The organism is Chryseobacterium sp. KLBC 52 (genome assembly GCF_003347605.1).
Classification (GTDB): Bacteria; Bacteroidota; Bacteroidia; order Flavobacteriales; family Weeksellaceae; genus Chryseobacterium.
In genome coordinates this window covers 44,729-63,468 of record NZ_QDFZ01000018.1, presented here as the reverse complement: position 1 = coordinate 63,468, position 18,740 = coordinate 44,729, and the positions used below count along the sequence as shown (strand labels likewise).

Sequence of the window (18,740 nt, the reverse complement as noted above, 5' to 3'; positions counted from 1 at the left end):
CAGTGAAAACCTTACTTCAGATATTTTTATTATTGGCTGTTTCTTTTTTTAAAGGTCAAAGTGTTGATATACTTGCAAACATACCTTTAAAACTTGACAGAGAAAATGAAGTAAGAATTTACGTTGGTAATGGAATTACAAACAGTGGAAAAGTTTTTAGAATTTATCTTAACGAAAATAAAAAATGGAATGTCGAATTAGTACAATGGTTTTTTCCAAAAAAGATAAGTGAAGATGAATTTCAATCAATTCCTCCTATTGTAACAAAGCCAAAATCAAAAATTCCATTAAAAGAAGTCTTTTTAAATCTTGAAGCATTAAATATTGGAGATCTTCCGAAAGAAACATTTTTTAATTATAAAAAATCAAAACGAAAAGTTATTTTTGATGAAGATGAAAAAGATTATGTTTTAATGTCGCAGGAGATGAGTGTCTTAGATGGTGCAGATTTCTTAGTGAAATATAAGTCTTATAATAGACAGAATGAGTTTCATTATCTTAATCCCCAAGTCTATTTAGATAAGTACCCAGGGATTGATGAATATGAAAGTTTCATGAAAATTTTAAAATATGTTGAAGATAACTTCAATATCAAATTAAATTAAAAAATAAAAATAGATAATGAGTCAATTAGATATGTGGGAAGTGTTTATTCAGACTAAACCGGGATTATCTCACAAACACGTTGGAATTGTACAGGCACCAACAGCAGAAATGGCTTTGCAGAACGCAAGAGACGTTTATACAAGAAGAAAAGAAGGAACTTCTGTTTGGGTAGTTCCAAGTAAATATATTGTGACTTCAGAAGGTGTGGATAAAGAAGCATTCTTTGATCCGGCTGATGACAAACTTTACCGTCACCCAACCTTCTACGAGATTCCAAACGACGTAAAAAATATGTAATAAGACTTTTGAGATAATAGACAGATAGATAAAAGACCTTAAGGTTTACTTGTCTATTTTCTATCCATCTATCATCTATCCGTCTTTAAATTGATTAAACAATGAACCCATTATATAATTATTTATTAAAACTAGCAGACGACAGTTTCATTATGGGGCAGCGTTTGTCTGCGTGGTGCGGTGAAGGTCCTTACTTAGAGGAAGATATTGCATTGACGAATATTGCGTTGGATGAACTAGGTCAGGCGAATAACTTTTACGTTTACGCTTCAAGAGTGATTGACAACGGTAAAAGTGAAGATGATATCGCATTTTTAAGATACGAGCATGAATATGTGAATGCACACTGGGTAGAACTTCCTAATGAAGATTATGCACAGACTATTCTTAAAGTATATGTATTGTCTGTCTATCAGAAACTGATGTATGAGGCATTATCAAACTCTGCTAATGAAGAATTGGCTGCCATTGCTCAAAAATCATTGAAAGAAGTAAGATATCACTACACTCATGCGTCTTCATGGATGAAGATCTTTGCTCAGGGAACGGAAGAAAGCCGTGGACGTTTGGTAAAAGCCATTGAAAATATCTGGGAATATACGAAAGGTCTTTTTGCTAAAACTGAAGGTGAAGATGACCTGGTTGTTTTAAATATTGCTCCCAATTCAGATGCTCTTTACGAAGAATTCCTTGCTGTTACCAAGAAAGATTTTGCAGACTTCGGTTTAGAATATCCTGAAAATGCTTTTATGCAGCCAAAATCAAGAACAGGATATCACACAGAATATTTCGGATTTATTCTTTGTGAGCTTCAGTATATGCAGAGAGCGTATCCTGGCTGTACCTGGTAATAAATTATGAAGAAGTTGCTTCTTGGGATATTGGCTTTTTTTCTTTCAGCCTATGTGATACTATGTGTTGGGATTTATTTCTATCAGGAGAAAATTATTTTTTATCCTGAAAAATTACCGGAAAATTACAAGTTTACATTTGATGGTGATTTTGAAGAAGTACCCATCAAAACGCAAGATGGAAAACATTTGAGTTCTGTTTTATTCAAAGCTCAAAATCCAAAAGGAGTCATCTTTTATCTTCATGGAAACGGAGGATCAATAAAAAGCTGGGGAGAAGTCGCTCAGCTCTATCGAAGTATGAATTATGATACTTTGATACTTGATTACCGTGGTTACGGAAAAAGTGAAGATAAAATTAATAGTAAAGACCAGCTTTTTTCGGATGTTGAAAATGCTTATAAAGAACTTTTAAAAAGATATCCGGAAAACAAAATTATTATTTTAGGATATTCCGTAGGAACGGGATTAGCCGCAAAATTAGCATCCATGCATAATGCAGGATTATTGATTTTACAGGCGCCGTATTACAGTATAGAAGATGAAATGAGTCAGAAATTCTCATTCCTTCCAAAGTTTTTACTGAAATATAATTTTGAGACTGGTGAATATTTAAAAACCGTTCAATCGCCCGTCGTTATTTTTCATGGTGATAAAGATGAGGTTATTAACTATAAAACCTCTTTAAAGCTTAAAAATAACTTTAAAAAAGGTGATCGTCTGATTATATTAAAAGATCAGTATCACAACGGAATAACAGATAATTTGGATTATCAGAATGCAATGAAAGCCATTCTTGATTCTGATAAAAAATAAAATATGAATCAGCTTTTAGATTTATTAAAAACCATTCCTGATCCGGAAATTCCGGTCATTGATATTGTGGAATTAGGAATTGTAAGAGATGCACAGATTACAGGTGAAAATACCTGTGAGGTGATCATTACACCTACCTATTCCGCTTGTCCTGCCATGTTTACCATTGAGGAGGATATTATCAAAATGATGAAAGAAAACGGATGGGATGCGAAAGTGGTAACCAAGATGTTTCCGATCTGGACAACAGACTGGATTACTGATGAAGCGAGAGAAAAACTCCGTGTTTACGGAATTACACCTCCGGAAAAAGGAGCAGACGAACACCACATCGGCAAACCGAAAAAATGTCCGCGCTGTGGTTCCGAGCATACCAAGCAGATCAGCAGATTTGGTTCTACTTTGTGTAAGGCATCTTACCAGTGTTTAGACTGCCTGGAACCTTTTGATTATTTTAAATGTCATTGATGAGTTATTCATCAATCCACCACAAACTTTACGGCTATGCAAAGCATAACGAAGGAATTGTTAGAATGTTAAATTATTAGACGGTTACATTAATTTATATTGTTAAATTAGTGCGTTGTTAAATAATAAATTAATAAAAACTATGTATACACAACTTGATATTGAAACGCATTTTGACGGAAAGCTGAAAATCGCATATCTTAATCAACCAGACACGATGAACGCCCTTACTAAGCCGGCTTTATCAGATCTCAGAGACTTTGTTAAAGAGTGCAGCGAAGACGAAACGGTAAGATGTGTTGCTATTTCCGGAAGAGGAAGAGCATTCTGCTCAGGTCAGAATCTGGACGAAGCTTTTGTAGTAGGCAAAGAACACCATGATCATGACATCATCAGAAAAATTGTGGTAGACTATTACAATCCATTGGTAATGGAAGTTACCCGTTGCAAAAAACCGGTTATTGCTTTAGTAAACGGTCCTGCAGTAGGAGCTGGAGCAATGTTGGCGTTAATCTCTGACTTCGTTCTAGCGAATGAGAAAGCATATTTTGCTCAGGCATTTTCAAATATCGGTTTGATTCCTGATACAGGAGGAACTTACTTCTTACCGAAACTTCTAGGTAGACAATTGGCCAATTATTTAGCATTTACAGGTAAAAAATTATCTGCAGAAGAATCCAAAGCGCATGGCCTTGTAGCAGAAGTGTTCACTGAAGAAGAATTTGTTCCGAAATCTATGGAAATCCTTGAAAGAATGGCAAACATGCCGACAGCAGCCATCAAGCTTACGAAAAAAGCATTTGCCAATTCTTATAACAACACGTTGAAAGAACAGCTTGAATTGGAAGGTGATCTTCAGCAGGAAGCTGCAGAAACAGAAGATTTCATTGAAGGAGTAAACGCCTTTTTACAGAAAAGAAAACCTAATTATAAAGGAAGATAAATCATAGATATTAGATTTTAGAAGTTAGATGTTAGTCAATAATCTAACTTCTAATTTCTAGCTTCTAACATCTAAAAAAATGAAAAATATTGGAATTATCGGTGCCGGAACCATGGGAATCGGCATTGCACAAGTAGCCGCAACGAACGGATGCAAAGTATGGGTTTACGACGCCAACGCAAAACAAGTAGAAACGGCAACAGTAGGTTTGGAAAAAACCTTGACCAAATTGGTTGATAAACAAAAAATTTCAGGAGACAAAATGACTGAAATTTTAGCTAATATTTCCATTGCTACGGAATTGAAAGATTTCAAAGATTGTGAGCTGATTATAGAAGCCATTATCGAAAACAAAGAGATCAAAACCAAAGTGTTTACAGAGCTTGAAAACTATGTTTCTGAAAGTTGTGTTCTCAGTTCCAATACCTCATCTATTTCTATCACCTCTCTGGGTGCAGAACTCAAGAAGCCGGAGCGTTTCATCGGAATTCACTTCTTCAATCCGGCTCCATTAATGCCTTTAGTGGAAGTCATTCCATCCTTATTAACAGAAAAAACATTAGCAGAAAAAATCTACAACCTCATGAAAGAATGGGGAAAGACTCCTGTTATTGCCAAAGATATTCCAGGATTCATCGTCAATAGAATCGCCAGACCTTATTATGGAGAAGGCCTGAGAATTGTTGAAGAAAACATCGCCACACCGGAACAGGTAGATGATGCTATGAAAACATTGGGGAACTTCAAAATGGGACCTTTCGAACTGATGGACCTTATTGGAGTGGATGTCAACTTTGCAGTAACAACTACAGTTTACAAAGATTATTTCTACGATCCGAAATACAAACCGTCTTTACTACAGCAAAGAATGTCTGAAGCCAAACTTCACGGAAGAAAAACAGGAAAAGGGTTCTACGATTACAGCGAAGGAGCAGAAAAACCTGTAGCTCAGAAAGACGAAGCTTTATATCAACAGATCTTTTTAAGAATCATTTCAATGCTGATCAATGAAGCTGTTGAAGCCAAAAGATTAGGAGTTGCCAATGATGAAGATATCGAGCTGGCAATGCAGAAAGGCGTCAACTATCCAAAAGGATTATTAAGCTGGGGGAAAGAAATCGGGTATGCAAAAATCTCCGAAACCCTTCAGAGCCTTTATGAAGAATATCAGGAAGAAAGATACAGACAAAGTCCTTTACTGAGAAAACTATAAAGATTAACAGCATATTTATTATGAGTAGGTCAAGGAGGAAAACTCCCATAACAGGAGTTACAACTGCAGTGACAGAAAAGGAAAATAAAAGAGATGCCAATCGAAAATTAAGAAGGTTGAACAAAATCAAAATCCATAAAAGAGATTATGATTTATTTCAATTAAGAGAGATCTCAAATGTATGGGGGTTCGATAAAGATGGTAAATATTATGTCAAAAATCCCAGCAAAAGATTTTTAATGAAGTAAATGGAAAAAGAGATAAATTTTCATGAATATAGATGAATTCAGGGCAGAGCTGGAGATCAGACTTTTAATTGAGAAACAGTATTTAACTCAGGAAGCTTCCTCCGTTGATGAGCAGGAAAGACTTGAGCTTTTAGGAAAGTTTAATGAAAAATATAAAGAGCTGATCAAAAGATTAGCCAGCGAAAATGGAATTGATTTAGACGAATCTTATCCCTCTGAAGATTCATCAGACTCAGAAAACCTTTCATACGGGCAGATTATTCTTGGGAAAACCATGAGTGTTTACGACAGATTATCTGATGAGCTGTATGAAGAAATAATAAACATATAATTAACAGAAATGAATCCAAGACAAGTAGCAGATTATATGTTCAATCAGGATTATTTTTCCCAGTGGATGAATATCAAGATGATTGAAGTAAAAGAAAATTACTGTTTAATAGAAATGCCAATTAAGAAGGACATGCTGAACGGACTGAAAACAGTTCATGGCGGAGTTACCTTTGCTTTTGCAGACTCTGCACTGGCATTTTCTTCCAACAATAAAGGAGATGCTGCAGTGGCATTGAACTGTATCATCAATTTTACCAAAGCAGGAAAAGAAGGCGATGTTTTCAGAGCAGAAAGTATCTTGGTAAATGATACGAGAAAAACAGCTGTTTATGACATTCAGATTACCAATCAAAACAAAGAACTGATTGCAAAATTTGTAGGAACAGTTTACAAAATAGGAAAAAAAGTAACAGAATTATAAAGAATTTGGAAATTTGAGAATGAGGTGATTTGAAAATTATTGTACTCCATTAATTCTTTACTTGCCTGAATTTTTCAAATTCTCAAATTGACTCATTTTCAAATTAAAATTATGAACAACGTATACATCATAGACTATGTCAGAACTCCCATCTCAAAACTACAGGGAGGATTATCAGAAGTAAGAGCCGATGATCTTGCTGCTATTGTTATTAAAGAAGTAGTAGCTAGGAATCCTGAAGTTCCTGTTGAGGAAATTGAGGATGTTATTTTCGGATGTGCCAATCAGGCGGGTGAGGATAACAGAAATGTTGCCAGAATGGGACTTTTATTAGCTGGTCTTCCTTACAAAATTGGAGGAGAAACTGTCAACAGACTATGTGCTTCAGGGATGTCCGCAGTAGCGAATGCATTTCGTTCCATTGCTGCAGGAGAAGGAGAAATTTATATTGCAGGAGGAGTAGAGCATATGACGCGTTCTCCTTATGTAATGTCAAAACCTAGCGCAGCTTTCGGTAGAGACAGCCAGATGTTCGATACCACTTTCGGATGGCGTTTCATCAACCCAAAAATGAAAGAATTATATGGCGTTGACGGAATGGGAGAAACTGCTGAAAACTTAGCAGATATCCACAAGATCAACAGAGAAGATCAGGATAAATTTGCCCTTTGGTCTCAGCAGAAAGCGACAAAAGCTCAGGAAAGCGGAAGACTGGCAGAAGAAATTGTAAAAGTTGAAATTCCTCAGAGAAAAGGAGACCCAATCATTTTTGAAAAAGATGAATTCATTAAGCCTGCTTCATCTATGGAAGGTTTGGCAAAACTTCGTCCGGCTTTCAGAAAAGAAGGAACAGTAACGGCTGGAAATGCGTCAGGAATGAATGACGGAGCTGCTGCTTTGATTTTAGCAAGCGAAGAAGCTGTTAAAAAATATGGGTTGAAACCCAAAGCAAAAATTCTGGGATCTTCCGTAGCTGGTGTAGAGCCAAGAATCATGGGAATCGGACCTGTAGAAGCTACCCAAAAGCTATTGAAAAGATTAAACCTTTCCCTGGAAGATATGGATATCATCGAATTAAACGAAGCATTTGCAGCACAGGCACTGGCTGTAACAAGAAGCTTAGGGTTGAAAGATGACGATGCAAGAATAAACCCGAACGGAGGTGCAATTGCCATCGGTCATCCACTGGGAGTTTCCGGAGCAAGAATCGTAGGTTCTGCAGCAATGGAACTTCAGAAGCAGGATAAAAAATATGCATTGTGTACCCTTTGTATCGGTGTTGGACAAGGATATGCAATGGTCATTGAAAAAGTATAATGAATTTGAAAATGAGGTAATTTAAGAATTTGAAAATGTTTAAAGACATTCTTAATTTTCTAATTATCCCATTCTCAGATTTTCAAATTAAAAAATATGAACATCTACTCATACCACGGGATTCGTCCCATTATAAAGGCCTCTGCCTACATTCATCCGCAGGCAGTCATTATCGGGAATGTAGAAATAGGTGAAGAAGTATATATTGGTCCCAATGCAGTAATTCGCGGTGACTGGGGGAAAATTATCATTAAAGACGGAGCTAATGTACAGGAAAACTGTACCCTTCACGTTTTCCCGAATATAGAAACGATCCTTGAAGAATCAGCACACATCGGACATGGCGCGATTATTCATTCCGGACACATCGGAAAAAACTGTCTGATCGGAATGAACTCCGTGGTAATGGACAAAGCCTATATAGGTGATGAAAGTATCGTCGGAGCACTAGCTTTTGTACCAGCCAATTTCAGATGTGAACCAAGAAAACTGGTGGTAGGAAGCCCAGCAAAAATTATCCGTGATGTTTCTGACGAAATGATTCACTGGAAAACAGAAGGAACAAAATTATATCAGGAGCTGGCAAGAGAAGGAAAAGAAGCTATTCTGCCTTGCGAACCTTTTACAGAATATGTTCAGCAGATCCCAACTAAAATTGTGGATTACAGTATCTGGGATGATATAAAATAGTATGAATTTTTAAAATAATTGCTGATAATCAAACCCAACGGGTTTTTAAAACCCGTTGGGTTTAAATTAAATACCAGATTTAAAAAGAATGATTAATACAGAAAATTTTGAATTTGAAGGTACCTATCACATTTTCTCTCATGTAAATGGGACTGAAGTGATTTTTCGTGAACCCTCAAATTATCAATTTTTTCTGGAAAAGATAGAAAAATATATTCTTCAGGTCGCTGATATTTATGCTTATTGTCTGTTACCTAATCATTTTCATTTGTTGTTAAGATTTAAGAATTTTGATGATGTGAATAGTGAAAATGGACATCAGTTTTTAATGAAGCATTTTGGTAATTTATTGAATGCTTATGCTAAAGCTTATAACAAAAAATATAATAGAAAAGGAGCACTTTTTCTGAATGTGGTAAAACGAAAGAAAATATCTGATGAGAAATATTTATTGAAGGTTCTCCATTATATCCATAATAATCCGGTTAATCACGGATTTGTAAATAAAATTGATCAATGGAAGCATTCTTCGTATAATTCATATTTGAATCCTGAAAAAGAAAGTAAATTGAATAGAAAGGAGATCATGCAGTATTTTGATTCGGTAGAAGTTTTTAGAAATTATCATCAGTCTACTGTTGAATATGACTTTTTAAATTTTGAATAATTGCTAATAATCAAACCTAACGGGTTTTTAAAACCCGTTAGGTTTAACAAAAATAAATATGATTAAAAAAATTGCGCTTGCATGCAGCATAATGTTGGCGGTGGGCTGTACGTTATCAGCACAGACTGTTACGACAAAACCGCTTACAATAGGAGAAGTGAGGACCATTAAGTCCAAAACATTAAATGAAGACAGAACGCTGAATATTTATCTTCCACAGGGATATGATAAAACAAAATCATACCCGGTGATCTATTTATTGGATGGAAGTATGAACGAAGATTTTATTCACGTTACAGGACTAGTACAATTCTTTAATCAGATGTATTCCATGCCGGAAACCATTGTGGTGGGAGTTGCTAATGTAGACCGAAAAAGAGATTTTACCTTTCATACGGACTTAAAAGACTTACAGAAAGACTATCCTACAACAGGACATTCTGATAAGTTTATTGCATTCGTTGAAAAAGAACTAAAACCTTATGTGGAAAGTCAGTTTAAAACTACAGATAAATACCTTTTCGGTCAGTCTTTGGGAGGACTTTTGGCAACAGAAATCCTTTTAAAAAAGCCGGAAATGTTCAATAACTATTTTATCATCAGCCCAAGTTTGTGGTGGGATGACGAAAGTCTTTTAAAACAGGCTCCACAACTGCTTTCAAAATCTGCGGATACTAAAAAATTCGTTTATGTTTCTGTAGGGAAAGGTGAACATCCGGTGATGGTAAAAGACGCAGAAGCTTTCTATGATGTTTTGAAAAAAGCAGGAAAGAAAAACTGGACATTGGAATATAAAATGATGGAAACAGACAATCATGCAACCATTCTTCACAGAAGTTTATATGAAGGATTGGTGAAAATGTTTCCTTATCAGGAACCGAAATAATTTGTAACTGAAATAATAATATGGATCTAAACCTTATAGGTCTCAAAGACCTATAAGGTTTAGATGAAATTATTAAAAAGATTAATCAAAGCAAAAAGTAAAAAACTATATGGAAAAGTTAAAAAACTATATCTACGGACAATGGGTAGATGGTACCGGAAGCGGAGTTCCTTTGTACAATGCCGTTACAGGAGAACAGGTAGCTGTTTCCGATACAGAAGGGCTTAATTTTGAACAAGCTCTTGACTACGGAAGAACCGTAGGATATAAAAACCTTTCTTCAATGACTTTCTACGATCGTGGAGAAATGCTGAAAAAAGTAGCTCTTTATCTGTTAGAAAGAAAGAAAAAATACTACGATTTATCATACAAAACAGGGGCTACCCACGTAGATTCTTGGGTGGATATTGAAGGAGGTTTCGGAACTTTCTTTACCTATTCCGGATTGGCAAAAAGAATGCTTCCCAATACTTCATTTTGGGTAGATGGAGACACTCAGAAAATTTCTGCTAACGGAACTTTCTTAGGAACTCACATTCTGACACCTAGTGAAGGAGTTTCTGTACAGATCAATGCTTATAACTTTCCGGTATGGGGAATGTTGGAAAAACTATCCACTTCCTTATTGGCTGGAGTTCCTTCTATTGTAAAACCATCTCCTTTCGGATCTTATCTTACCAATGCGGTATTTCAGGATATGATTGAAAGTGGAGTCTTGCCTGAAGGAGCTGTGCAGTTAGTGTGCGGAGAACCAGGAAATATCTTAGATTATGTACAGGATGGAGATTCTGTATTGTTCACAGGTTCAGCCAATACAGGAAGAAAATTAAAATCACTGCCATCTATTGCAGGAAATGCGGTTCGTTTCAACATGGAAGCAGATTCATTAAACTGTTCAATTCTTGGATTGGAAGCAAAGCCCGGAACTCCGGAATTCGATCTATTCATCAAAGAAGTTCGTAACGAAATGACAACAAAAGCAGGGCAGAAGTGTACTGCAATCAGAAGAATCATTGTTCCTGAGCACTTAATCGGTGACGTTCAGAATGCTTTGTCTAAAGCTTTGGATCAAACAAAAATCGGAAACCCATTAAGCAGAGAAACCAAAATGGGATCTTTGGTAGGAAGACAGCAGTATGAAGAAGTTTTAAGAAAAGTAAATCTATTAAAATCAGAAACAGAACTTGTTTATGACGGAAAACACGAGCTTGTAGATGCCAACTATGAAAATGGAGCATTTATGAGCCCGAAATTATTCCTGAACGACAAGCCTTTTGAAAAAAATATCTCTCACGATGTAGAAGCTTTCGGACCGGTATCTACATTAATGCCGTATAAAGATGCTGAAGAAGCAGCTGCATTGGCAAAAAGAGGAAAAGGAAGTTTGGTAGGATCTATTATTTCTCATGACGAGAACTTTATCGCAGAAACTTCATGGAAAATGGCTTCCCAACACGGAAGAATCTTTGTATTGAACAGAGATAACGCCAAAGAAAGCACTGGTCACGGTTCACCGCTTCCGACATTAATGCATGGAGGTCCTGGTAGAGCTGGTGGAGGAGAGGAAATGGGCGGACTGAGCGGTCTTCATTTCTTCCTGCAGAAAACAGCAATTCAGGGATCACCGGATGTGTTGAAAGCAATTACTAAGATCTACCAGCAGGGAGCAGAGAAAAAATTCTCAGATAAACATCCTTTCCAGAAATATTTTGAGGAAGTAGAAGTAGGAGATTCTTTGGAAACAGCAGGAAGAACGGTTACTGACGCGGATATCGTTAACTTCTCCAATGTTTCATGGGATCATTTCTATGCGCATACGGATGCTACAAGTTTAACAGGTACGATCTTCGATAAAACTGTTGCTCACGGATATTTCATCCTTTCAGCAGCAGCAGGATTATTTGTTTCAGGTAAAAAAGGACCTGTTATTGCCAATTACGGATTGGAAGACTGTAGCTTCTTCAAGCCTGTATACGCCGGAGATACTATTACTGTTTATTTAACAGCAAAAGAAAAAATCAACAGAGGCGTAAAAGGAAGAAATATACCTTCCGGTGTTGTAAAATGGTTGGTTGAAGTAGTGAATCAAAGAGATGAGGTAGTTTGCGTAGCAACAATTTTAACATTGGTGGCAAAACAATCTCCTTTCATTGATCTGAATGTGAAAAACGTTCAGAAAATATTGAACGGATTAACAGAAACAACACCTTCTCTTTGGGGAAAAATGTCTCCACAACAGATGATCGAGCATTTAGAGCAAGCGGTATTGGTGAGCTTTGGAGAGCCCGAAGCAGAAAAATGTTTTACTCCGGAGGAAAATCTTGAAAAATGGCAGGACTCTCTTTACAACCACAGAGCAATGCCAAAAGAATTTACAGCTCCATTCCTTCCGAAGGACGGTTCACTTCCTGAACTAACACACAAGAATCTGGAAGCCGCAAAATTATCATTCATGGATAACCTGAAAAAGTTTGTGATCTATTATAAAGAAAATCCACAGGCAGAACACATGAATTATGTTTTCGGAAAACTGAATAAAGAAATGTGGGAACTGATGCACAAAAAGCATTTTACGCACCACTTCCAACAGTTTGGATTGATTTAATTAATGAAAATATAAGTTTGAAATCCCTTTCAGTAATTGAAAGGGATTTTTTAATGGACGATTACCCTTGTCAAGGTTTTAAACCTTGACAAGGGTAATATTATTTTATATTTTCAAAGTTTAAAAACACAAAGTGAAATGGTAGATATTAGAACAGCTCCAATTGAAGCAGATTGTTTTTACCACATTTATAATCGTGGTATTAATGGTGAAGCTATATTTAAATCAGATCGGAATTATTTGTACTTTATCAATAAAGTGAGCGAATTTCTTATTCCTGTATGTGATGTATATGCCTATTGTCTGATGCCTAATCATTTTCATCTTTTGATTAAGATAAAGTCCGATTTAGAACTGAGTAGCTTTATTGTAGATCAAAATTTTGGAGAGGCTTTAAAAAATGGTCTTCATTCTCCTCAGAATATTTTCTCAAAACAATTTGCCCGGATTTTCAATTCTTATTCCCAGGCTTTTAATAAAGAAAATAAAAGACATGGTGCTCTTATTGAATCTCCTTTTAAAAGAAAGTTGATTACATCAGATAAATATTTAATTAATAGTATAATTTATATTCATCAAAATCCACAAAATCATTCAATCAGGCAGTTTACAAATATAAATTTTCCTCCTATCAAACCATTCTAAGTAAATCAAAAACTTTATTGAAAAGAGATGAGATTATTGAATTATTTGATGATAAAGAAAATTTTGTATTGTCACATCAAAGAGACATTGATTTTGATGGCGAATTTTAGTTTAAAAGTCCAGCTTACCCTTGTCAAGGTTTTAAACCTTGACAAGGATGTTGGTTGGTTGTAATGTATTTTATTTCAGTTAGTTATTTTGTTTTTGTTTAAAATTACTAACTTTAATAGGCGAAATCCGAAAAGCATATAGAGTAGGAGAGAACATCAAAACAAACCGCTATGAAAAACTTAAAAAAACTTTCAAGACATGAGTTGAGATCTCTTAAAGGTTCTGGACCAAACTGGTCTTGTGCCCTTAATCCTTGTCCTCCCGGAAGCTGCTGTCTTCCTGGTAGATGGCCTGATATTGCCAGAGCATGTTATATATGTGCTGATTCTTAGATTTTTTAAACTTAAAACATACATAAAGCTGCAAGTCCCATGGTTTGCAGCTTTATTTTTATGATCTGCTCCTAATTTTAAAATATCCATACATTAAAAGTGGTAAAGCCAATATCTGAAACAAAAAGATAAGCAGTGAAGGAATTCCTTCCAGATGGTTTATATTGGCTTTCATGAAGATTTGCTGGCCCAACGGACCGTTTGAAAATACAATAATATTAAACAAATTCCAGCCCAGATGGAGACCTGTTGGAAGATATAGAGATTGAGTTTTAGCAAAAGATACGGCCAGCATCCACCCAAAGATGCCGGTTATCCCAAAAATAATTCCCATTTGAAAAGGATTTCCGAATGCATTATAAGAAAACCAATGATAGATTCCGAAGCAGGCAGCAGATAAAAGGCAGGCTTTTGTCATTCCCCATTTTTCTATAGCAAGATAAAGCAATGCTCCTCTGAAAAGTAATTCTTCAAACAATACAGATTTTATAACCCACCATGAGCTCATTAATGCAGCAGAGAATGTTAACTGTTTATTCAAAATCCAGCTATTATTGATAAAGGATGTTGTCATGATATGATAAAGGCTGCAAATGGCAGCAGCCAAAAGAAAACCAGTACTCCAATGAACCAGCCTGGTTGGGTTAGGCTTGAATCCTAAAACAGAAAGATCTTGTTTTGCTATAAACTTAAGGAGAAGCCATGAAATGATAAGCTCAATGATAATTCCGATCATAGGTTAAAAGTTTTAGTTGGCTGAAGTTGCTATTTCATTGAAAACGAATTTAATAAAAAAAATAATATGAATTAAAACCTGGAAATGGGATGATAAAATATGATGATTCAGTTTCTTTTTGATCAGCAATTTATTGAAGTGAATAATTAAGTTGTAAGAGATTCTTAATTTCAACTTCTTCTTTCTCTTGCAAAAAAGTACTAATTTTAAAATTCAATCATAAAATCGAGAGCAATGAACGAAAACTGGATGCAAAAATGGGAAGAAGTAAAGGATATTCTGGTTTGCCCTACAGATCTGGAAACCTATTTTACTTCTGATGAAATTATGGGGCTGAAAATGGAGACCATGAAAATTGGAAATGTTTCTCTTCCCTCCGGAAAAGTGGTGGTAAGAGATCCATTGGTATGTCTGAATGCCAATCAATCGCCTTATTTTATTCAGGCTCCGAAAGGCAATTTTCCTGTCTCTATTGCTGTAGTAAAGTCTGAAGATTGGGGAGATAGATATGCTGTAGTAAAAGTTGAATTTACCAAAGAAAAACCTGTTATTTATAGAGAAGCATTGGTTGGAATTGAAGAACTGGAAGGAGTGACTGACGAAGATTTTTTTGGCTTTGAGGTGGATGCCGGTTTAGGTTGTATTGCAGATAAAGAAGTGCTTCCTTTTGTAGATCAATTTGTTGATGAAATAAATGTCGACAATGTTTATGACGATTATTTTGCAGGGCTTTTCTCACAAAGCTATAAAGATTATCCTAACAATCAGAGAGAAGCAGGAGACTGGATCAACTGGATGGTTCCAGGTACCAGCTATCAGATTCCGATGTTTGCCAGCGGCTTTGGTGACGGCAGTTATCCTGTTTATTTTGCTTATGATGACAATGGAGAGCTATGTGGTTTATATATTCAATTTATTGATATTGAATTGGCTTTAAGTGACGATGATGAAGAAGATGATGATGAAAACGATCAGCCTGAAAATTTTATTTTTTCTAAAAACTAAATATGAATACAACTTTTGCAGACCATGTTATTACGTTCAATAAAAACCTGAACTATACAGGTAATTTACCTGAAGGTTTTGATGTTCTGAATCCGTATCTGGAAAATCCTGAAACATTAATGGTAATGCAAAAGTTTTATCATAAATATTATAATGATTCGTCCCAAAGAAAATTTATCATTGGAATCAATCCAAGCCGTCATGGGGCTGGAGTAACCGGAGTTCCGTTTACCGATACCAAAAGATTGGAAAGTGTCTGCGGAATCAAAATGGAATCTGCCCGTACTCATGAAATTTCTTCCGTATTTATGTACGATATGATCGAAGGCTATGGTGGAGCTGATCTTTTTTATGAAGATATTTATATCAATTCCCCATTTCCGCTTGCGATCGTAAGGAAAACAAAAAACGGATGGCTTAATGCTAATTACTATGATGATAAAAAACTTTTCGAAGCTGTAAAAGACTTTATGGTCGAATCTCTGAAAAAGCATATCAGTCTTACTCTCGATACATCAGAGGTTTTTATTCTGGGTAAGAAGAATGCTGATTTTATTTCAAAATTAAATAAAGAAGCAAAATTGTTCGATAAAATGACGGTGTTGGAACATCCAAGATATATCCAGCAGTACAAATTGAAAGAAAAACAGCTTTATATAGACAAGTACATTTTAGCCTTAAAAAAATGACAAAATCCCTTCGTCGAAAGGGATTTGTCATTCATGAATTAGAATCTTTGTGGGAATATGGAACTTGTGAAATTTCTTACAATTAGTTTTTAATAATCTTGGTAGATTCTGTAGCTGTTTTAATAATATAAACTCCTTTTGGAAGCTCTGAAATATTGATTTCATTATTTCCCTTTTGAGTTGGTATAGTTTTCAGCATTTTACCATCCATGTTGTAGATTTTGGCTTCACTGGCTTTTTCTGTAGTAATAGAAATAGGTCCGTTGGTTGGATTAGGATAAACAGTCAGGTCTTTTTTTATGCTTTTAGTTTCCGAAGTACCCAATACAAGATTACTGTCTTTTACCCAGGTAAAGGCATCAAAACCTACATATCGGAAAGCTCCGTTTGCAGTGATTTGTAACTCATCAATCACAATGTTTGAGTAATTCTGACCATTTAAGTTGGTGAGATCAATCAAAGTATATCCATTGGTGCTGCCTAAGCTGGTTGCAAATCCGGTAGTTTTTGTTTGCGTAAATTTTGTTACTCCGCTTAATTTTCCGGTTACAGTAAGTGTTCCTGCTACGTTAAGATCCAGGTTCAAAGCAGAAAGATACATCCAGAATCTGTTTACTTTAAATAAATTGGAAGTAGTCTTTATACTGAATGATGGCGGAGATTGAGTATCGTTGGAGTTATCAATGTATCGGTTATCATTTGATGTTCCACTCCAGCCGGTTCCCGGGAAATTCCCCTGAATGTCAAAAACACTTACATGTGAAATGATATTGAAAATGACTCCGTTATCGGTGAAGCTTGTACTCCCGTTCGATTCTGTCTCAAATTGTTCTGTACTGGTCTGCCCGAATGAGAAAATTGAAATGAGCAGACTACAGATGGTTAAAAAAGTAGTGCTTTTCATGATATTTGTTTTAAATGTTAGGTTATTGTATAGATATTAATCTCTTGGTGGGTAAATACCTTCAACACAAATGATATAATTTAAACCCAGGTATGGTGGCATGTTATTCACAGGCAGATTTTGTCCTATGAAGGCAATACTTTGATTATTAATAATCGTATCAGGGTTAGCATCATTCACGAAACTAGGTACTGCATTGAAATCTCTTCCCACTTGTGTTCCTGAGATAGCGATTGTTGAAGTGGCCATGGGAGTAGATGAATTGGCATTTTTATTGGCTACCTTAAGCTGAAATCCTGCTCCTACACTTGGAAGATTGGATGCTAAAAGTGTATTTTGTGTAGTTCCGGACACTACTCCCAAAGGATAAAACTGGTTGGCATTTACATTTCCTGCTCCTAAAGCCATTCGTCCTTTTAAGTTAGGGAGAGCGAAAGTAGTAATACCGTCTCCGCCATAAGTTGTTCCTAAAATAGAGAATAAGGCAGAATTTCTTGAAATGCTTATCAGACTTCCGTCGCAAAACATCCAGCCTCTAGGTGCGAAATTTCCTGCAAATAATTTTACAATTCCAATGTACTCGTCCATGATAATATGTTTTTTGTTTTTAAATTTCTTACTCTCTTGCAGGCTTTTCAGAATCCGCCTTTTGATTATTTATGCTCAGTTCAAAGGAACGATTAATAACAGGGTGGTGCTAGAGTAGAAAATACCAAATTAAAAACTCCGTATTTCTACGTAATAAATGTGAGGGAATATGCAGGTTTCAAAAGAAAATTTGTCCTTTAAGTTTCTCTGAACGAGCTGTATTTCGTATTTTTGTAAGAATCCAATAAAAAGAAAAATGAGCGAATTTGTAGCATCAGAAATTAAAAATAATATTGCCGAAATCAGTTTCGGAACACTCAAAAGCAACTCTCTTCCGGGAGCAATTTTAGAAAAACTTGCAGAAACCATTCTTGAAGAAGGAGCAAAAGATGAGGTGAAAGCTATTTTAGTAAAAAGTGCAGGTGAGAAAGCGTTTTGTGCAGGAGCAAGTTTTGACGAGCTTTTAGCCATTGAGGAACTGGAAGCTTCTACGAAATTTTTCGGAGGTTTCGCTAAAGTTTTAAATGCAATGAGAAACTGCGGTAAAATCGTAGTGGTACGAGTTCAGGGGAAAACTACCGGGGGAGGAGTCGGAATTGCCTGCGGAGCAGATTATTGTTTTGCTACTAAAGATTCAGCGCTGGCACTTACTGAAATCAATCTTGGAATCGGACCTTTTGTAATTGGGCCTTATGTGGAAAGAAAAATAGGGAAGTCACAATTCTCGGCAATGGCAATAGACGCAGACTTCAGATCTGCAGAATGGGCTGAGCAGCATAATGTTTATCATTCCGTTTCAGATACTATTGCGGAAATGGATGAAAAGTTAGAAAAGTTTTTACAGACTTTAGCATCTAGAAGCAGCGATGCTCTAGCACTAATTAAAAAAGTTTCATGGGAAGGAACTGACCACTTCAATGAGCTGATGCCGGCAAGAATTCATATGAGTGCCAGTCTTATTCTTGAAGATTCTGCAAAGAAAAATATTGAGTCCATTAAAGAAAGACTAAGGGCAAAGTAATTTGTTTTTTAATGGCTGGAAGATAACTGGATTCTGATCCGGATGTGATCCGTAGAATAATTGTTTTCTACGGTTTTTTTATGCCTTATTGTCTTTTTATACAGCTTGTTTGATTTTTTTAAAAAAATAGAAATGATAGTATATTTTACTCGCGTTTAGGAATTGAATTATTATTAGTTTATTGTATGTTTTTAATGTTTTTAGTATAAATAAATATTGATTTTAATATATTATCGACAGTGTTTTAACTTATTTTAAATAATTGTTTAATTTTTATTAAACTCATATAATTGAATTTTAACTTATTTTTTTAATTGATAATTAATAATTTATTAAAATTATTAATCA

22 protein-coding genes are annotated in these 18,740 nt (G+C 35.5%); 19 read left to right on the top strand and 3 right to left on the bottom strand.

Annotated elements, in window-relative coordinates:
* The first annotated feature begins 2 nt into the window (after positions 1 to 2).
* The 16 genes from DDF69_RS17965 to DDF69_RS22120 all read left to right on the top strand — a co-directional run bounded on the left by DDF69_RS17965 (position 3) and on the right by DDF69_RS22120 (position 13,449).
* Positions 3 to 605 carry a hypothetical protein gene (locus tag DDF69_RS17965; protein ID WP_114821991.1) on the top strand — a complete coding sequence of 201 codons (603 nt, stop codon included), beginning with the start codon at positions 3 to 5 and terminating at the stop codon, positions 603 to 605.
* Between the two features lie 16 nt (positions 606 to 621).
* Positions 622 to 903, top strand: coding sequence for a 1,2-phenylacetyl-CoA epoxidase subunit PaaB (gene paaB, locus DDF69_RS17960; RefSeq protein ID WP_062672207.1), 282 nt, complete (start codon positions 622 to 624; stop codon positions 901 to 903).
* A 101-nt stretch (positions 904 to 1,004) separates the two neighbouring features.
* The gene (gene paaC, locus DDF69_RS17955; protein ID WP_114821990.1) at positions 1,005 to 1,754 is read left to right on the top strand and encodes a 1,2-phenylacetyl-CoA epoxidase subunit PaaC; all 750 of its coding nucleotides are present in this window, start codon (positions 1,005 to 1,007) and stop codon (positions 1,752 to 1,754) included.
* A gap of 6 nt (positions 1,755 to 1,760) precedes the next feature.
* A complete protein-coding gene (locus DDF69_RS17950; protein WP_114821989.1) occupies positions 1,761 to 2,570 on the top strand; it encodes an alpha/beta hydrolase in 810 nt (269 codons plus the stop codon).
* Between the two features lie 3 nt (positions 2,571 to 2,573).
* Positions 2,574 to 3,038: a 1,2-phenylacetyl-CoA epoxidase subunit PaaD gene (gene paaD, locus DDF69_RS17945; RefSeq protein ID WP_034695803.1), complete on the top strand. Its 465-nt coding sequence runs from the start codon at positions 2,574 to 2,576 to the stop codon at positions 3,036 to 3,038.
* A gap of 142 nt (positions 3,039 to 3,180) precedes the next feature.
* Positions 3,181 to 3,981, top strand: coding sequence for an enoyl-CoA hydratase/isomerase family protein (locus DDF69_RS17940; RefSeq protein ID WP_114821988.1), 801 nt, complete (start codon positions 3,181 to 3,183; stop codon positions 3,979 to 3,981).
* 79 nt (positions 3,982 to 4,060) lie between these two features.
* Complete coding sequence (locus DDF69_RS17935) at positions 4,061 to 5,194, top strand: 3-hydroxyacyl-CoA dehydrogenase NAD-binding domain-containing protein (RefSeq protein ID WP_114821987.1); 1,134 nt, start codon at positions 4,061 to 4,063, stop codon at positions 5,192 to 5,194.
* 270 nt (positions 5,195 to 5,464) lie between these two features.
* A complete protein-coding gene (locus DDF69_RS17925) occupies positions 5,465 to 5,773 on the top strand; it encodes a hypothetical protein (RefSeq protein ID WP_114821985.1) in 309 nt (102 codons plus the stop codon).
* 9 nt (positions 5,774 to 5,782) lie between these two features.
* Positions 5,783 to 6,196, top strand: a complete 414-nt coding sequence (locus tag DDF69_RS17920) for a PaaI family thioesterase (protein WP_114821984.1) — start codon at positions 5,783 to 5,785, stop codon at positions 6,194 to 6,196.
* A gap of 111 nt (positions 6,197 to 6,307) precedes the next feature.
* Positions 6,308 to 7,513, top strand: coding sequence for a 3-oxoadipyl-CoA thiolase (pcaF, locus tag DDF69_RS17915; protein ID WP_114821983.1), 1,206 nt, complete (start codon positions 6,308 to 6,310; stop codon positions 7,511 to 7,513).
* A gap of 96 nt (positions 7,514 to 7,609) precedes the next feature.
* Positions 7,610 to 8,203, top strand: coding sequence for a transferase hexapeptide repeat family protein (locus DDF69_RS17910; protein WP_114821982.1), 594 nt, complete (start codon positions 7,610 to 7,612; stop codon positions 8,201 to 8,203).
* Between the two features lie 88 nt (positions 8,204 to 8,291).
* Positions 8,292 to 8,870, top strand: coding sequence for a transposase (locus tag DDF69_RS17905; protein ID WP_114821981.1), 579 nt, complete (start codon positions 8,292 to 8,294; stop codon positions 8,868 to 8,870).
* Between the two features lie 58 nt (positions 8,871 to 8,928).
* Positions 8,929 to 9,756, top strand: coding sequence for an alpha/beta hydrolase (locus DDF69_RS17900; RefSeq protein ID WP_114821980.1), 828 nt, complete (start codon positions 8,929 to 8,931; stop codon positions 9,754 to 9,756).
* A 109-nt stretch (positions 9,757 to 9,865) separates the two neighbouring features.
* Positions 9,866 to 12,361, top strand: coding sequence for a phenylacetic acid degradation bifunctional protein PaaZ (gene paaZ / locus DDF69_RS17895; protein WP_114821979.1), 2,496 nt, complete (start codon positions 9,866 to 9,868; stop codon positions 12,359 to 12,361).
* A 138-nt stretch (positions 12,362 to 12,499) separates the two neighbouring features.
* Positions 12,500 to 13,006 carry a transposase gene (locus DDF69_RS17890; protein ID WP_228412038.1) on the top strand — a complete coding sequence of 169 codons (507 nt, stop codon included), beginning with the start codon at positions 12,500 to 12,502 and terminating at the stop codon, positions 13,004 to 13,006.
* 281 nt (positions 13,007 to 13,287) lie between these two features.
* The gene (locus tag DDF69_RS22120) at positions 13,288 to 13,449 is read left to right on the top strand and encodes a bacteriocin-like protein (protein WP_156121380.1); all 162 of its coding nucleotides are present in this window, start codon (positions 13,288 to 13,290) and stop codon (positions 13,447 to 13,449) included.
* Between the two features lie 58 nt (positions 13,450 to 13,507).
* Here DDF69_RS22120 and DDF69_RS17885 read toward each other — a convergent pair whose 3' ends face one another.
* A complete protein-coding gene (locus tag DDF69_RS17885; RefSeq protein ID WP_114821978.1) occupies positions 13,508 to 14,185 on the bottom strand; it encodes a CPBP family intramembrane glutamic endopeptidase in 678 nt (225 codons plus the stop codon).
* Between the two features lie 234 nt (positions 14,186 to 14,419).
* Here DDF69_RS17885 and DDF69_RS17880 point away from each other — a divergent pair, with 234 nt between their 5' ends.
* Both DDF69_RS17880 and DDF69_RS17875 read left to right on the top strand, forming a co-directional pair.
* The gene (locus DDF69_RS17880; protein ID WP_114821977.1) at positions 14,420 to 15,190 is read left to right on the top strand and encodes a DUF4241 domain-containing protein; all 771 of its coding nucleotides are present in this window, start codon (positions 14,420 to 14,422) and stop codon (positions 15,188 to 15,190) included.
* A 2-nt stretch (positions 15,191 to 15,192) separates the two neighbouring features.
* A complete protein-coding gene (locus DDF69_RS17875) occupies positions 15,193 to 15,879 on the top strand; it encodes an SMUG2 DNA glycosylase family protein (protein WP_114821976.1) in 687 nt (228 codons plus the stop codon).
* An 82-nt stretch (positions 15,880 to 15,961) separates the two neighbouring features.
* On the opposite strand, the gene DDF69_RS17870 is transcribed toward DDF69_RS17875, so the two are convergent.
* Together DDF69_RS17870 and DDF69_RS17865 are read right to left on the bottom strand one after the other, a co-directional pair.
* Positions 15,962 to 16,783: a T9SS type A sorting domain-containing protein gene (locus DDF69_RS17870; RefSeq protein ID WP_114821975.1), complete on the bottom strand. Its 822-nt coding sequence runs from the start codon at positions 16,781 to 16,783 to the stop codon at positions 15,962 to 15,964.
* A 36-nt stretch (positions 16,784 to 16,819) separates the two neighbouring features.
* Positions 16,820 to 17,371: a phage tail protein gene (locus DDF69_RS17865; RefSeq protein ID WP_114821974.1), complete on the bottom strand. Its 552-nt coding sequence runs from the start codon at positions 17,369 to 17,371 to the stop codon at positions 16,820 to 16,822.
* Positions 17,372 to 17,627: 256 nt separating this feature from the next.
* Between DDF69_RS17865 and DDF69_RS17860 the strand changes: the two genes are divergently transcribed.
* Positions 17,628 to 18,392, top strand: coding sequence for an enoyl-CoA hydratase/isomerase family protein (locus tag DDF69_RS17860; protein WP_114821973.1), 765 nt, complete (start codon positions 17,628 to 17,630; stop codon positions 18,390 to 18,392).
* Positions 18,393 to 18,740 lie beyond the last annotated feature (348 nt).

Bases quoted from the DNA above. Each gene is read 5' to 3' on its own strand.
- paaB (WP_062672207.1), top strand. From the start codon at position 622: ATGAGTCAATTAGATATGTGGGAAGTGTTTATTCAGACTAAACCGGGA.
- paaC (WP_114821990.1), top strand. From the start codon at position 1,005: ATGAACCCATTATATAATTATTTATTAAAACTAGCAGACGACAGTTTC.
- DDF69_RS17950 (WP_114821989.1), top strand. From the start codon at position 1,761: ATGAAGAAGTTGCTTCTTGGGATATTGGCTTTTTTTCTTTCAGCCTAT.
- paaD (WP_034695803.1), top strand. From the start codon at position 2,574: ATGAATCAGCTTTTAGATTTATTAAAAACCATTCCTGATCCGGAAATT.
- DDF69_RS17940 (WP_114821988.1), top strand. From the start codon at position 3,181: ATGTATACACAACTTGATATTGAAACGCATTTTGACGGAAAGCTGAAA.
- DDF69_RS17935 (WP_114821987.1), top strand. From the start codon at position 4,061: ATGAAAAATATTGGAATTATCGGTGCCGGAACCATGGGAATCGGCATT.
- DDF69_RS17925 (WP_114821985.1), top strand. From the start codon at position 5,465: ATGAATATAGATGAATTCAGGGCAGAGCTGGAGATCAGACTTTTAATT.
- DDF69_RS17920 (WP_114821984.1), top strand. From the start codon at position 5,783: ATGAATCCAAGACAAGTAGCAGATTATATGTTCAATCAGGATTATTTT.
- pcaF (WP_114821983.1), top strand. From the start codon at position 6,308: ATGAACAACGTATACATCATAGACTATGTCAGAACTCCCATCTCAAAA.
- DDF69_RS17910 (WP_114821982.1), top strand. From the start codon at position 7,610: ATGAACATCTACTCATACCACGGGATTCGTCCCATTATAAAGGCCTCT.
- DDF69_RS17905 (WP_114821981.1), top strand. From the start codon at position 8,292: ATGATTAATACAGAAAATTTTGAATTTGAAGGTACCTATCACATTTTC.
- DDF69_RS17900 (WP_114821980.1), top strand. From the start codon at position 8,929: ATGATTAAAAAAATTGCGCTTGCATGCAGCATAATGTTGGCGGTGGGC.
- paaZ (WP_114821979.1), top strand. From the start codon at position 9,866: ATGGAAAAGTTAAAAAACTATATCTACGGACAATGGGTAGATGGTACC.
- DDF69_RS17890 (WP_228412038.1), top strand. From the start codon at position 12,500: ATGGTAGATATTAGAACAGCTCCAATTGAAGCAGATTGTTTTTACCAC.
- DDF69_RS22120 (WP_156121380.1), top strand. From the start codon at position 13,288: ATGAAAAACTTAAAAAAACTTTCAAGACATGAGTTGAGATCTCTTAAA.
- DDF69_RS17885 (WP_114821978.1), bottom strand. From the start codon at position 14,185: ATGATCGGAATTATCATTGAGCTTATCATTTCATGGCTTCTCCTTAAG.
- DDF69_RS17880 (WP_114821977.1), top strand. From the start codon at position 14,420: ATGAACGAAAACTGGATGCAAAAATGGGAAGAAGTAAAGGATATTCTG.
- DDF69_RS17875 (WP_114821976.1), top strand. From the start codon at position 15,193: ATGAATACAACTTTTGCAGACCATGTTATTACGTTCAATAAAAACCTG.
- DDF69_RS17870 (WP_114821975.1), bottom strand. From the start codon at position 16,783: ATGAAAAGCACTACTTTTTTAACCATCTGTAGTCTGCTCATTTCAATT.
- DDF69_RS17865 (WP_114821974.1), bottom strand. From the start codon at position 17,371: ATGGACGAGTACATTGGAATTGTAAAATTATTTGCAGGAAATTTCGCA.
- DDF69_RS17860 (WP_114821973.1), top strand. From the start codon at position 17,628: ATGAGCGAATTTGTAGCATCAGAAATTAAAAATAATATTGCCGAAATC.